Raw genomic sequence first — 12,921 nt, 5'->3', positions numbered from 1 at the left:
AGATTGTATGATTCCTTGTTATATGTCACATAAGTGCAAATTCAACTATTATAGGGCAATGTCATGTATAATAGAAAGAAAAGGTTTGTGAGGGGGGAGAAAAGATGATCGTTCTTTGGATAATTACGCTTTGTATGACTGCTATTTTTGCATATATGACGTTAAAACAAAATGGCTTAAAGCGATTTGTTCCAGGAAGTATTCTTGCAGGAATTGCCCTTATCACGTATGTAATTTCTATTTTTATTGAAAGTGTATCAGTGGACATGAGCACAAGTTTAATGTTTATGGGTATTACACTATTTGCAGGTAGTATTATGGTACTTATGGTTGCAGGTATTATTTTATTTATTCATATGAATTCGGAAACGTTATAGCATATAGAAAAGGCATGCCCCCTCGGGACATGCCTTTTTATCCGTTCAATTATGCTCTATCTTTAGAAGAGTTTTGTTGTTTTAATAAGTCGCGAATTTCGCCAAGAAGTTCTTCTTCTTTTGTTGGTTCTGGAAGTTCTTCTTCTTTTTCTTCTTCTCTTTTAGATGTTAGTTTGTTGAATACTTTAACAAACATAAAGATAGCCGCTGCAATAATTAAGAAATCAAAAATAGTTTGGATAAAGTTACCATACATAATAGATGATTTACCGAATGTAATTTTTAAATCTGTAAAGTCAACGCCACCTAATACCATACCAAGTAATGGTGTAATGATATCTTTTACTAAAGAACTAACGATTTTACCGAATGCAGCACCGATTACAACCCCGACAGCTAAATCGATTACATTCCCCTTGAATGCGAATTTTTTAAACTCGTTCCACATGTGTTAATCCCACCCTTTCCACGATTCATTATGAAATTTATAATTCCTATCAACATATTCTATAGAAATTTGTGAGAGAAATAAAGGGGAAATGGGAATGAAAGTAAATTCTGAAAAATGTATCCGTTTTACTTTTTGTTTACAGATTGTAATAGAGATTGGAGCAATTGCTGCGTTTTTAATCCTTCTAATCCATCTACAACAGGCTTTGTATCTCCGTGTACACAGTCAATAAAGTGATGAACAGCATCTTCAAAACCGCGCTGTTTTAACGTCGTATCCCATGATGGTGAACCGCTTTGTGAAACAGAGTTTTCCTCTTCAGCTTCAAATGTATTCATATTTTTTACACGAATGATTTTCCCTGTCGTTACAAGTTCAATTTGTTCTAAATTTGTACCGGCATGGCGGTGCATCGCTGTAGAAAGTAACAGTCCACTTGGAGTTGTATATGTATGATGTCCGTAAAGAAGTTCATTCTTTTCATTGATTTGCATCATATTGTGAACGACGTTAAGCTCATCATTAGCTAACCAGCGAGCAGTATCTACAATATGTAAGTAATCATCTAACATCGTAAAGTCGTACGTATATGGCCCGACTTTATTTGAACGGTGTTTTTCAATTCGAATCCATGAAATATTATGAGCTTGCTCTTTTGCCGCAACATACATAGGAACGAAGCGGCGATTAAATCCGACCATTAACTTTCGGTTATACTTTTCGCTCAACTCGACTAGCTTCTCAGCTTGTTCCACTGTAGCAGCTAGCGGCTTATCAACATAAACGTCGATTCCTTTTTTCAGAAGTTCAGAAACGATTTCATAATGCGATGCAGTTGAACTATGAACGAAGATTGCATCACATTCCGAAGCTAACGTTTCAATAGAATGAAAGTCTTGAATCCGGTATTGCTGGCAAACTTGTTTCCTTTTCTCAGCGTTAGGTGTAAACGCCCCTACAAAATTCCAATCGGTTTCTTTTGTAAGTGTTGGAAGATAGGCTTTTTGTGCAATACTTCCAAGTCCAATCATCCCAATTTTAGGTTTGTTCATGCTTATTCCCACCCTATTCATATTGATATAACGGCTTAAATGTAGCATAGGGCGGGGGAGGAAGGCAAAAATTAGCTTGTTACTTATGTCCTTCTAACAAAATTTTCTCTATCTCTTTAAAGTTATGAGCGCGAGCATGCTCTAGCGGGGTAACCCCATCGTTGTCTGGAATATTTACATCTGCACCGTGTTCAATAAGAAGGCGAATGACTTGTTGTTGTGTTTCATTTCCGTTACTTAGTACGATGGCTTCCATTAAAGCTGTCCATCCGAGGTTATTTACATGGTTTACATCGATATTTGTTCGCGTGAGGAGTTCTTTTATAACATCAATATAGCCATGTTCTGAGGCTGGAATAAGAGCTGTACCGCCGTATCGATTCGTAAGCGTTGGATCTGCACCAGCATCAATCGTTAGTTTTAAAATGTCTAAGTAACCTTCAGCACCGGCGTACAGAAAAGGATTGTTTTTTATATCATCTTGGATATTTACGTTAGCACCAGCTTCGATAAGTGCCTTTGCGGTTTTTACATCATTTTTGTATGTAGCAATCATAAGAGGGGTACGTCCTTGATTATCCGTCGCATTTATATTTGCGCCTTGTTTTAGTAAAGATATAACAGTATTCGTTTCATTTTTTTCAGTAGCTGCTAGTAGTGCAGTCTCCATGTTTGTCATCTCCTTTTTTACTTCTTGTTCTTGCGAGCATCCTTGTAAAAAAATTACGCAACATATCATACTGAATGTTTTTTTGAACATGGAATTTCAACCTCCTCATTTCAACTGTAAAATAGGAACATTAAATTTTTATAAACTGACGCTAAAATTACTATAAAATCGCTTGAGTATTTGAACATATATTTTTATGCTTATGAATATGAAGGATGGGTAAAGTGAGGATGTAAATGATGTCTATTAAAACAAGGTTTTTATTTTCTTATATTGCTGTCATTCTCGTTTCTATTACGCTCATATTAGTCGCGGGATTTTTAATTGTTTTTTCGATAACAGGAGACTTGGAAGCAGTGAAAAATTTCTATAAAAGTTCTTACATTCAAAAGCCGCTTACACCAGAAGAAGAGAATGCCTATCTTGAATTAAAATTAGCGGCAAAGCAACATCAATCTCAATTATTAGATGAATCGTTCGTTTCATCAATTGAAAAAGAAGGCGTGAAAATAATTGTAAGAAAGGGAGAAAACATTTCTTATGCTACAAAGGGTTTTGAAAGTTCGACTTTAACAGAAGCCCTTCCGAAATTTGAAGCAGCAAATATTAATAGTCGTGGTACAACGGAACTAGGTGATACATTTTATCGATATGTAAAATTTGATTTTTATTTTGCAGAGAAAGAAGAAGGGAGTATATTTGTACTAAAAAAGCAAAGTTCATTTGTAGACCTTACACAAAAATTATTTCCAATCTTATTCGTATCGCTTTTATTATTAGCTATTTTACTTATTGGGTTATTAAGTTATCTCGTTTCAAGAAGTGTAATAAAACCAATCTTTGTATTGAAAGATGCGACTGAGAAAATTAAAGAAGGAAATTTAGATTTTCAAATACCAGTTACATCGCACGATGAAATAGGGCAATTGAATCAAGGGTTTGAGGAAATGAGGAAGAAATTAAAAGATTCGATAGAGATGCAAACGCAGTATGAAGAAAATCGAAAAGAGCTCATTTCAAACATCTCTCATGATTTAAAAACACCGATTACATCTATTATTGGATATGTAGAAGGCATAAAAGACGGGGTAGCAAATACACCAGAAAAAATGGATAAGTACTTAACGACTATCCATACGAAAGCAAGACATATGGATACACTTATTGACGAACTATTTTTATTTTCGAAGCTTGATTTGAATCGAGTTCCATTTCAGTTTGAAACGGTTGAATTAAATATGTTTATGCAAGAATTAATAGAAGAGATGCAGATGGATTTAAGTAAAGAAGGTATAGAAGTTAACTTACAATTACATGCATCACCACTATATGTAACGGCTGATTGCGAAAAGATAAATAGAGTGATATCAAATTTAATTCATAATAGTGTGAAATACATGGATAAAGAAGAAAAGAAAATTACTGTAGCAGTATCGATTGATAACAATAAAGTAATTGTGAAAGTAATGGACAACGGATCAGGTATCGAATCTGATACACTTCCTTATATTTTTGAACGTTTTTATCGTGCAGAGCAATCGCGAAATTCGAGTACAGGTGGAAGCGGACTTGGTTTAGCGATAGCGAAGCAAATTATTGAAGAACATGGCGGGAATATTTGGGCGGAAAGCGAGCTTTGGAAAGGCACAAGCATTTTCTTCTCATTGGAAAAAGTAGAGAAATGTGGTGAGTAATTTGAAAAGAATTTTATTAATAGAAGATGAAGTAAGTATTGCAGAATTACAGCGAGATTATTTAGAAATTAATGATTTTCAAGTTGATGTAGAACACTCTGGAGAGATAGGTTTACAAATGGCTCTGCAAGAAGACTACGATTTAATTATTTTAGATATTATGCTTCCGAAAATGAATGGATTTGAAATTTGTAAGCAAATTCGAGCTACAAAAGATATTCCGATTTTACTTGTTTCAGCAAAAAAAGAAGATATAGATAAAATTCGCGGACTCGGATTAGGAGCGGATGATTATATAACGAAGCCGTTTAGCCCGAGTGAGCTAGTAGCAAGAGTAAAAGCACATATTTCGCGTTATGAAAGATTATCAGGGAATGTAAGTAAGCAACGCGATACGTTATATATTCACGGAATCTCTATTGATCAACGGGCGAGGAAAGTTTTTATAAACAATGAAGAAATTGCATTTACAACGAAGGAATTTGATTTATTAACATTCTTTGTCACAAACCCAAATCAAGTATTAAATAAAGAACAGTTATTTGAGCGCATTTGGGGATTAGATTCCGCTGGTGATTTAGCAACTGTTGTCGTTCATATTAGAAAGCTACGTGAAAAAATTGAAAGAGATCCAGCTCACCCGCAATATATTGAAACTGTGTGGGGAGCTGGTTATCGTTTTAACGTGTAATGTACCTGCCGAGTAATTGGCAGGTTTTTTGTATGTTATTCGAATGAAAAGGAAGTAATAGGTAATTTATGTTAAAATGTAAAGAGAAACAAAACAGAGGAGAGCATGAGGGGCGTGCTATATGTTGGGGGATATATTAAAAGATAATAAATCAAACAAGGCTTTAAAGATTGGAACTAATATCGTACTTATCTTATTGATTATTGGTGCAATACAAATGTTTTATGATGAAGATTCTACGAATGATCATTTCGGTTGGTTATTTATGATGGTCTTTTTTGGAATTAAAATAATTTCTAGTTTTATGATAAGTTTAAAAGAAGGAGATAAAAAGGCAGTATATATTGATTTAGGTTTAGTGGTTTTGTGTGTTCTTCTTTTAATTGTTACTAGTTGAAATATTTCTTTTGAAAAAAGCTCATAGTCTCATAGAGGCTGTGAGCTTTCCTTAATAATAACGGTACTGGCGTAATGATTTATAAAATGTTTGAGTAGTAGAAGTAAACTGAGCAGCTTCTTCTAAAAAAGGATAATGATTACTCTCTTCAAATGTCACAAAAATAGAATTACGTATGCCCTCATGCATATCGATAGAATACTGAATCGGGCACTGCACATCGTGTCTTCCGCATATAATAAGTGTCTTTGTTTTCATAGAAGGTAAATGTTCTCGTAAATTAAATGCTGGATATTCGTGAGAAAAAGCGTTCATTCGGCTAGCAGACATTATTTTTTTGATTGGCTTATCAAAATAAGAGTTGTAGTTTTCTGGTTTATACAATGATAATTTTGTTCTCTTAGTAGATAGTTCTATCCGTTCTTCACTTGTAAGATGAGGGCTTTTTAAGTTTTCGATGAGCTGTTGCATATAATGAAACTGTGGATGTTCCGGATGATAAATACAAAATGGTGTTTCCGTATAGTTACTTACTGCAGCGCCGGCTACGACTAATGATTGTAAGGAATTTGGATAGGTAATTGCATATAAAACCCCAAGCATACCGCCAGTTGAATGACCGGCGAAATGCCATATTGGAAGTTGTAAAGATTCTCGTATCGCTTCTAAGTCGTGAATGGCTTCAATCATACTTAATTCTTTTTCTGAATTGGCTTTTACCGAGTTACCAGCGTCTCGTAAATTAATGAGGAATACACGATGCGTAGAAGTGAAAACATCCGCAAAGTAATCACCAGTTTCATTAAATTGTGAATAGTGATGTGTAATACAAAGCGGTTCGCCATTTCCCTTTGTAAAAAGTTCAAATGTGCCACGTTTCGTGTTGATTATTTGTTGTGTCCACATAATTTCACGACCTTTCCACATAAAAATTGGGTCAAACTGTTACTAAATAAAAATATATCAGCGATTATCAAAATATATCGATTCACCGACAGAAACAGACAATAAATAAAAGGAGGCCATTTAAAAACGAGCCTCCTTTTCATTTAATACAAAGATTTTGTCATATTATTCCGAATAATTTCAAGGGATTTCGCTACAGTTAATGCATTCTTTTCTTCAATTTCTGGTTTACGGGGGATAGGTTTATACATGTTGTCTGGGTCTTCCCATGTGAGGGGAAGTTCTGTTTCTGCTTGTCCTTTCCAAGCGTCAATCCATTCTGGAGGGAGATAACCTGAGATGTTTTGGATATTGTTCATTTCGAGCCAAATGAGTGCCCAAGCTCTTGGAACGACGCGCCAGTGGTCATAGCCACCACCGCCAACAGCGATCCAGCGACCGTCGCAATATTCATTAGCGATTTCGCGAGCGAGCTTCGGTATTTCACGGTAAATATTCATCGTTGCGCAAAGGTGTGTAAGTGGGTCGTAATAATGTGCGTCAGCGCCGTTTTGCGTTAAAATAATATCCGGTTTAAAGTATGCGGCAACTTCTTTTACGACAGTTCGATAGGAATCTAAAAACGATTCGTCTTCTGTAAAAGCATCGAGTGGAACGTTAAAAGAATAACTATAGCCATTACCTTGTCCGCGCTCATTTACAGCGCCAGTTCCAGGGAATAAATAACGCCCAGTTTCATGTAATGAGATGGTGCATACGTTAGGATCGTCGTAAAAAGACCATTGTACCCCATCACCGTGATGAGCATCAGTATCAATATATAAAACACGTAAACCGTATTTTTTCTGTATATATTTCATTGCGATGGAACTATCGTTATAAATACAAAAGCCAGATGCCTTGCCGCGGAAACCGTGATGTAAGCCGCCACCTAAATTAAGCGCGTGCTTTACTTTTCCGGAAAGAACAGCGTCAACAGCTGTTAACGTACCACCAACGAGTAATGCGCTAGCTTCGTGCATATTTGGAAACATCGGTGTATCTTCTGTTCCGAGTCCATATGTCATCGCAATCGATTTTTCTAACTTACCTTCTCCAGCACGTTTTACCGCATTTATGTATTCCTCAGTATGAACGTAGGCGATCTCTTCATCTGTAGCCATCCGTGGCGGGATGACTTGGGAAGAGGAGATGAAGCCACTCTTTTGTAATAAATCATACGTGAGTGTGACGCGCAGTTGGTTAAAAGGATGATCAGGGCTAAACGAATAGCCCCGAAAGTCATCCGAATAAATAAACGCGCTACTCATGCTTGCATCCCCATGATGTTTGGCCATAATACGCGGTAGCCTTCCGCTTCAAGTGCATCAATCACCTTTAGAGGATTCATCGTTTGAATGCGGAAAACGAGTACTTTATCATTCTCATCTTTTGCTGGGTAGACGAGAACGCTCACGATATTTATTTGTAAATCACTAAAAATAGCAACGACTTTACCGAGAATACCAGGTTCATTTTTTACTTGAATTTCAATTTGTGAACTTGGTTGATGTGCTCCAGTTAATTTCACTAGCGTGTGCAGTACAGTGGATTCAGAAATGATTCCAACTAACTTTCCAGCCTTTGTTACAGGAAGGCACCCTATTTTATTTTCAAAAAATAAGGTAGCGATTTCCTCAACGAAATCGAGAGGATGGCAAGTCATAACAGGTTGTTTCATAATAAGGTCGAGCGGTTGTTTCAGCATAGCGAGTGGAACTTGTTCATCAAGAATTGATGGACTTGCATCTCTTACATCCCGATCAGAAATAATGCCTACGACATGATTATTTTGATCGACAATTGGAATGTGCCGAATGCCTTTCGTACGTATCGTTCGGATTGCTGTTTCGATTGTATCGTTTGGGCGTAGTGTCACCACATCTTGATTCATAATTTCTTCTACAATCATTCCAGTTGCCCCCTTTATTTAGTACATAAAACGATTGTGAAAACGTAGACGATCAAATGCTTGAATAGAATCCGTATCAACGCGTTTGCCGATGCGGACCATTAAACAGTTAGCGGGATGCGAGCAAATTTCAGGATCATCTGTAGCCATCCATTGTAACCCGCCCGCATTCATCATCTTTTCCATTACTTTTCGATATTCCCAAACATTTAAGCCTGTTTGTTTTAAATCCCAGTGCCAATAATATTCAGTCGTCAATATAATGTAATCTTCCATATAATCGTCCATCATTGAAACCTCTAATAAGTTCTTTCCGACAGAACAACCGCGGAAGGCTGGGACTACTTCAATCGCCCCGAGTTCAATTAAGTTTTCAATTTTTCCTTCTGACCATCGTTCGAGTGGATCAGGATACAAGTATGTAACATATCCAACAATCGTTTGGTCATGTCTAGCAATAATGAGACGGGCTTCAGGTAATTTAGAAATTTCGACAATTGCTTTATACTGCTGCTCGGCAGGACGAAACGCAACTAAATCTGGATGGAATTCATACATTTCTAAGTTATGTGTAGAGACAGGACCTTCAATAATTAAAGTGCCTTTCGCTGTTTTTAAGTTTCTAGCATTGTATATTTTTTTATGAATCAATGTATTGCTCACCACCTTGAGGGTTTGTGAATCTATTCATATCGTACTTTATAATATATGCGATGTGAATCGAATTTTGTCATTAAAAATTTGTCTAAAAATCAACAAATATACTGAAAATTTTAAATAATGTCTTTATAATAGATAATAGAATACATAGGAGGGGGATGTAAAGTATGAAAGTAGAAACGCTTCCTGTCATTAAAGGAGAAAATAATTTGCCGAATTATGATGAGGCATACGCGAATTTTAACTGGGAAGAGGTTAATAAAAACTTTACTTGGAATGAGACAGGCCGAGTAAATATGGCGTATGAGGCAATTGATAAGCATGCGAAATCCGATCGAAAGAATAAAGTAGCCCTTTATTATCAAGATGGATCGCGAAAAGAGAAATATACATTTAAGGAAATGAAGGATTTTTCTAATAAAGCAGGAAACGTCCTGAAAAATTATGGCGATGTAGAAAAAGGCGATCGCGTTTTTATTTTTATGCCGCGTTCCCCAGAGTTATATTTCGCACTTCTTGGTGCAGTGAAATTAGGGGCAATTGTTGGTCCGTTATTTGAAGCGTTTATGGAAGGCGCAGTTCGCGATCGTTTAGAAGATAGCGAAGCAAAGGTGTTAATTACAACGCCTGAATTGTTAGAGCGCGTACCATTAAATGATTTACCAGCTTTAAAAACAGTCTTCCTTGTTGGAGATAATGTAGAAGAAGGCGGTAAAACGGTAGCGTTTAATCCTTTATTTGAACAAGCTTCAAAAGAATTACATATCGAATGGTTAGGTCGTGAAGACGGTTTAATCCTTCATTACACGTCTGGTTCTACTGGTAAACCAAAAGGTGTACTACATGCGCAAAATGCAATGGTACAGCACTATCAAACGGCGAAATGGGTATTAGATTTAAAAGAAGACGATGTATATTGGTGTACAGCTGACCCAGGCTGGGTAACTGGAACAGCTTACGGTATTTTCGCGCCGTGGTTAGTCGGAGCATCAAATGTTATTTTAGGCGGACGATTTAGTCCAGAAGCTTGGTATGAAGCACTGCAAGATTACGGTGTAACAGTTTGGTATAGCGCACCAACAGCTTTCCGTATGTTAATGGGTGCTGGACAAGATGCAATTAAAAAATATGATTTATCACAAGTGCGCCACGTGTTAAGCGTTGGTGAACCGTTAAATCCAGAAGTAATTCGCTGGGGTATGAACGCATTTGGACTTCGTATTCATGATACGTGGTGGATGACAGAAACAGGTGGACAAGTTATTTGTAACTACCCTTGTATGGAAATCCGTCCAGGTTCAATGGGTAAACCAATTCCAGGTGTGAAAGCAGCAATTGTTGATAATGAAGGAAATGAAGTGCCTCCATACACAATGGGTAACTTAGCAATTGGCAAAGGTTGGCCAGCTATGATGCGTGGAATTTGGAATAACCAGCAAAAATATGAGTCTTATTTTATGCCGGGTGATTGGTACGTATCAGGTGACTCTGCCTACATGGACGAGGATGGATACTTCTGGTTCCAAGGACGTATTGACGATGTAATTATGACGTCAGGTGAGCGCGTTGGACCATTTGAAGTAGAAAGCAAATTAATCGAGCATGCTGCTGTTGCAGAAGCTGGTGTAATTGGTATTCCTGATCCGGTGCGCGGCGAAATTATTAAAGCATTTATCGCGCTTCGTGCGGGGTATGAAGCATCAGAAGAATTAAAAGAAGAAATTCGTCAATTTGTAAAGAAAGGCCTAGCAGCTCATGCAGCGCCAAGACAAATTGAATTTAGAGATAAATTACCGAAAACGAGAAGTGGTAAAATTATGCGCCGCGTATTAAAAGCGTGGGAGTTAAACTTACCAACAGGTGACTTATCAACGATGGAAGATTAAGAGAGAAAGGTCTGAACGAAACAACGTTCAGGCCTTTCTTTTTGTGAATAGTAAAGGAGATAAGGTATATGAAGATACCAATTTTAGAAGGAGACATAGTATATTTACGTTCTGTAGAACCCGAAAAAGATTACACCGAGTGGTATGAGGTAATGAAGGATCCTGATATGCATCATTGGACAGGGAATACAATCCCGAAAGATAGTAATGAGGTTAAAGAGCTGTTACACACTTATAAAGATTTGAAGGATATTATGGCTTGGTCAATTATAATGAAACAATCAAAGGAAATGATAGGGACCTATTGGATTTCTATGCCAATAATGAATGAAAATAAAAAGTTAATTGTAACTTCGGAAGCTCAGCGGATTGCGCGTAAGTATTGGCGTACAGGGGTCAATCGAGAAGCGAGAAACTTAATATATAATTACATATTTTTAACTTTAGACGTAGATGAGGTTCATGCACAGGCATGGGATAATAATATCAATTCATGCAGATCTATGGAGCAAATAGGATTTAAATTGGAGAAACAAGTGGAGTGCTTATTCCCTAAATACGATAAAACCTTTCTAGAAAACCATTATGTACTATTTAAAAAGGATTGGCTTGCCTTGCCTAAAAGATTATAGTTAAAAAAATAAAATAATATTTGAACGAAGTGCCTTCCTCGTCTGTATACATTTATGAAAGAATAGATGAGGGAGGCTTTTATATGTCTAATAAATTACTTCTTACTTTTGCTTTAATTGGAATTATAGTTGTATTTTCTTGTGGTTTGCTATTACCGATGTCAATCGGATTTAAAGTGTCAATGATTACCGCTGGAGTCATGATGATTGTTATGTTTTCCATCATTATTCCATTTGATAGAAAACATATAGTACGGAAAAAAGGATATAAAATTGATTTTACAAAAACAAAAGTGTATTTTCGCTGGAATGTATTTGATACGATTTCAGCTTGTCTTGCGGTGTATGCATGCATATGTGTGCAAGCATTAAATATTTTAGTTTCAACCGGCCAGACAATTCAAAACCCGTACGTTCAATTTTTTACGAATCAATCGCAAGTATGGATTATTGTCGCAAGTTGCTATTTAATTTCCCGTATTTCATTAACGTTAAAAGGAATAAAGGAGATCAAAAATCATGGCGCAGATTGGGATTGAGGAAGAGCTCATGCTTGCGTATCAAAGTGGAGATAAACAGGCGGGAGAAAAACTATATGTTTTGATCAAGCCAGCGCTATATACATTTTTATATCGATTTAACCGAGATGAACAATTGAGTATCGACCTTGTCCAAGATACGTTTTTGACGCTAGAGCGTAAGAAACATATGTATGAACTTGAAAAAGGTAAAATAAAAACGTACTTATTTCAAATCGGTTATCGTCTTATGATTAATAAATTAAATAGGAGAAAAAAGTGGCGTACGCTTTTGCCATTTTTAGTGCCGATTCCGGAAAAAGAATTTTCTCACGAAGATCGGCTCACAGTAAGAGAAGCAATTTTGAAAGTTCCAGAAGAGCAAAGAGCGGTCCTAATCCTGTCTTATTATCATGATATGCAGCAAAAAGAAATTGCAGAGGTATTAGATATTCCAGTCGGAACGGTGAAATCGAGACTTCATAACGGGATAAAGAAATTGAAACAATTGCTGGAGGTGGACGAAATTGAGCGAAAATCCCTTTAAGAATGAATATAAATTACAGCAACATTTAGATAGTGATCATGTAGAAATACCAGACTTTCCAAAAACGGTAAGTCGCTTCGATCGATTAATCGGATTTCTTGGTTCTCCAGCGAAAGATCCTGTGGAGGCTACGATTGGGAATGATTTATCAGTTGTGTTTCATGTATCGTTATTAGTTGGGGTTCCAATTCTTTCTCTTATTACGATACTCTTTATGGCGTTGTAAAGGGTTGATAAGAAGAGAAATCCGACCCTTATTTGACACGCCTATATAAATGATGGTATAAAGAAAAGTATATGAATAATTGAGCGTGGAAAGGGAGAAGTAGTGATCATTTCCCTGTTTTAGAGAGCTGATGGCCGGTGAAAATCAGCACATAGATGATCGCGAATTACGCCCCTAGAGCATCTTTTTTCGATTGAATTGTATTCAAAAGGGAAGAGACGGTGCTAAGCCGTTATGTAAATAAGGTGGTAGGCTTTTTTGGT

The 12,921-nt window shown here is 36.6% G+C and carries 16 protein-coding genes and 1 other annotated feature (1 of these 17 cut by a window edge); of the genes, 9 read left to right on the top strand and 7 right to left on the bottom strand.

Translation table 11 applies throughout. The features are described from left to right. Nucleotides 1-104 precede the first annotated feature (104 nt). The gene (locus ATN06_RS23810; RefSeq protein WP_000636592.1) at nt 105-377 is read left to right on the top strand and encodes a DUF3917 domain-containing protein; all 273 of its coding nucleotides are present in this window, start codon (nt 105-107) and stop codon (nt 375-377) included. A gap of 49 nt (nt 378-426) precedes the next feature. On the opposite strand, the gene mscL is transcribed toward ATN06_RS23810, so the two are convergent. The 3 genes from mscL to ATN06_RS23795 form a co-directional block, all read right to left on the bottom strand. After that, nucleotides 427-825: a large-conductance mechanosensitive channel protein MscL gene (mscL, locus tag ATN06_RS23805; RefSeq protein WP_000267003.1), complete on the bottom strand. Its 399-nt coding sequence runs from the start codon at nt 823-825 to the stop codon at nt 427-429. A gap of 128 nt (nt 826-953) precedes the next feature. Then, complete coding sequence (locus ATN06_RS23800; protein WP_060632563.1) at nt 954-1,880, bottom strand: Gfo/Idh/MocA family protein; 927 nt, start codon at nt 1,878-1,880, stop codon at nt 954-956. A 79-nt stretch (nt 1,881-1,959) separates the two neighbouring features. Next, complete coding sequence (locus ATN06_RS23795) at nt 1,960-2,640, bottom strand: ankyrin repeat domain-containing protein (RefSeq protein ID WP_060632562.1); 681 nt, start codon at nt 2,638-2,640, stop codon at nt 1,960-1,962. A 149-nt stretch (nt 2,641-2,789) separates the two neighbouring features. Here ATN06_RS23795 and ATN06_RS23790 point away from each other — a divergent pair, with 149 nt between their 5' ends. From ATN06_RS23790 to ATN06_RS23780, 3 genes are all read left to right on the top strand, one after another. Then, nucleotides 2,790-4,244: a sensor histidine kinase gene (locus ATN06_RS23790; protein WP_060632561.1), complete on the top strand. Its 1,455-nt coding sequence runs from the start codon at nt 2,790-2,792 to the stop codon at nt 4,242-4,244. A 1-nt stretch (nt 4,245) separates the two neighbouring features. Then, entirely contained in the window at nt 4,246-4,935 is a 690-nt protein-coding gene (locus ATN06_RS23785; protein WP_060632560.1) for a response regulator transcription factor, read from the top strand. Between the two features lie 124 nt (nt 4,936-5,059). After that, complete coding sequence (locus ATN06_RS23780; RefSeq protein ID WP_060633191.1) at nt 5,060-5,332, top strand: hypothetical protein; 273 nt, start codon at nt 5,060-5,062, stop codon at nt 5,330-5,332. A 51-nt stretch (nt 5,333-5,383) separates the two neighbouring features. Here ATN06_RS23780 and ATN06_RS23775 read toward each other — a convergent pair whose 3' ends face one another. The 4 genes from ATN06_RS23775 to acuA form a co-directional block, all read right to left on the bottom strand. After that, on the bottom strand, nt 5,384-6,259 hold the full coding sequence (locus tag ATN06_RS23775) for an alpha/beta fold hydrolase (RefSeq protein WP_110093261.1): 876 nt from the start codon (nt 6,257-6,259) through the stop codon (nt 5,384-5,386). 122 nt (nt 6,260-6,381) lie between these two features. Further along, entirely contained in the window at nt 6,382-7,548 is a 1,167-nt protein-coding gene (acuC, locus tag ATN06_RS23770) for an acetoin utilization protein AcuC (RefSeq protein ID WP_088116247.1), read from the bottom strand. Then, entirely contained in the window at nt 7,545-8,189 is a 645-nt protein-coding gene (locus ATN06_RS23765) for an acetoin utilization AcuB family protein (protein ID WP_060632557.1), read from the bottom strand. The genes acuC and ATN06_RS23765 overlap by 4 nt, the downstream gene beginning before the upstream one ends. 18 nt (nt 8,190-8,207) lie before the next feature. After that, nucleotides 8,208-8,840 carry an acetoin utilization protein acetyltransferase AcuA gene (acuA, locus tag ATN06_RS23760; protein WP_060632556.1) on the bottom strand — a complete coding sequence of 211 codons (633 nt, stop codon included), beginning with the start codon at nt 8,838-8,840 and terminating at the stop codon, nt 8,208-8,210. Nucleotides 8,841-9,016: 176 nt separating this feature from the next. On the opposite strand from acuA, the gene acsA reads away from it, so the two are divergent. The 5 genes from acsA to ATN06_RS23735 all read left to right on the top strand — a co-directional run bounded on the left by acsA (nt 9,017) and on the right by ATN06_RS23735 (nt 12,658). Then, complete coding sequence (acsA, locus tag ATN06_RS23755) at nt 9,017-10,735, top strand: acetate--CoA ligase (RefSeq protein ID WP_060632555.1); 1,719 nt, start codon at nt 9,017-9,019, stop codon at nt 10,733-10,735. Between the two features lie 68 nt (nt 10,736-10,803). Continuing rightward, nucleotides 10,804-11,367, top strand: coding sequence for a GNAT family N-acetyltransferase (locus ATN06_RS23750; protein WP_060632554.1), 564 nt, complete (start codon nt 10,804-10,806; stop codon nt 11,365-11,367). Nucleotides 11,368-11,450: 83 nt separating this feature from the next. Next, nucleotides 11,451-11,906, top strand: coding sequence for a hypothetical protein (locus tag ATN06_RS23745; protein WP_060632553.1), 456 nt, complete (start codon nt 11,451-11,453; stop codon nt 11,904-11,906). Beyond that, nucleotides 11,887-12,432 carry an RNA polymerase sigma factor gene (locus ATN06_RS23740; protein ID WP_000057186.1) on the top strand — a complete coding sequence of 182 codons (546 nt, stop codon included), beginning with the start codon at nt 11,887-11,889 and terminating at the stop codon, nt 12,430-12,432. The genes ATN06_RS23745 and ATN06_RS23740 overlap by 20 nt, the downstream gene beginning before the upstream one ends. Next, on the top strand, nt 12,413-12,658 hold the full coding sequence (locus ATN06_RS23735) for a hypothetical protein (RefSeq protein WP_060632552.1): 246 nt from the start codon (nt 12,413-12,415) through the stop codon (nt 12,656-12,658). The genes ATN06_RS23740 and ATN06_RS23735 overlap by 20 nt, the downstream gene beginning before the upstream one ends. A 77-nt stretch (nt 12,659-12,735) precedes the next feature. After that, nucleotides 12,736-12,921, top strand: a binding site (T-box leader) (it continues 43 nt past the right edge of the window).

This window comes from Bacillus thuringiensis, assembly GCF_001455345.1.
Lineage (GTDB): Bacteria > Bacillota > Bacilli > Bacillales > Bacillaceae_G > Bacillus_A > Bacillus_A thuringiensis_N.
Note: the sequence above shows the minus strand (reverse complement) of the source record. Positions and strands in the feature narration are given on the sequence as shown.

Excerpts from the sequence above, each read along its gene's own strand:
- ATN06_RS23810 (WP_000636592.1), top strand. The coding sequence starts at position 105 with ATGATCGTTCTTTGGATAATTACGCTTTGTATGACTGCTATTTTTGCA.
- mscL (WP_000267003.1), bottom strand. The coding sequence starts at position 825 with ATGTGGAACGAGTTTAAAAAATTCGCATTCAAGGGGAATGTAATCGAT.
- ATN06_RS23800 (WP_060632563.1), bottom strand. The coding sequence starts at position 1,880 with ATGAACAAACCTAAAATTGGGATGATTGGACTTGGAAGTATTGCACAA.
- ATN06_RS23795 (WP_060632562.1), bottom strand. The coding sequence starts at position 2,640 with ATGTTCAAAAAAACATTCAGTATGATATGTTGCGTAATTTTTTTACAA.
- ATN06_RS23790 (WP_060632561.1), top strand. The coding sequence starts at position 2,790 with ATGTCTATTAAAACAAGGTTTTTATTTTCTTATATTGCTGTCATTCTC.
- ATN06_RS23775 (WP_110093261.1), bottom strand. The coding sequence starts at position 6,259 with ATGTGGAAAGGTCGTGAAATTATGTGGACACAACAAATAATCAACACG.
- acuC (WP_088116247.1), bottom strand. The coding sequence starts at position 7,548 with ATGAGTAGCGCGTTTATTTATTCGGATGACTTTCGGGGCTATTCGTTT.
- ATN06_RS23765 (WP_060632557.1), bottom strand. The coding sequence starts at position 8,189 with ATGATTGTAGAAGAAATTATGAATCAAGATGTGGTGACACTACGCCCA.
- acsA (WP_060632555.1), top strand. The coding sequence starts at position 9,017 with ATGAAAGTAGAAACGCTTCCTGTCATTAAAGGAGAAAATAATTTGCCG.
- ATN06_RS23750 (WP_060632554.1), top strand. The coding sequence starts at position 10,804 with ATGAAGATACCAATTTTAGAAGGAGACATAGTATATTTACGTTCTGTA.
- ATN06_RS23745 (WP_060632553.1), top strand. The coding sequence starts at position 11,451 with ATGTCTAATAAATTACTTCTTACTTTTGCTTTAATTGGAATTATAGTT.
- ATN06_RS23740 (WP_000057186.1), top strand. The coding sequence starts at position 11,887 with ATGGCGCAGATTGGGATTGAGGAAGAGCTCATGCTTGCGTATCAAAGT.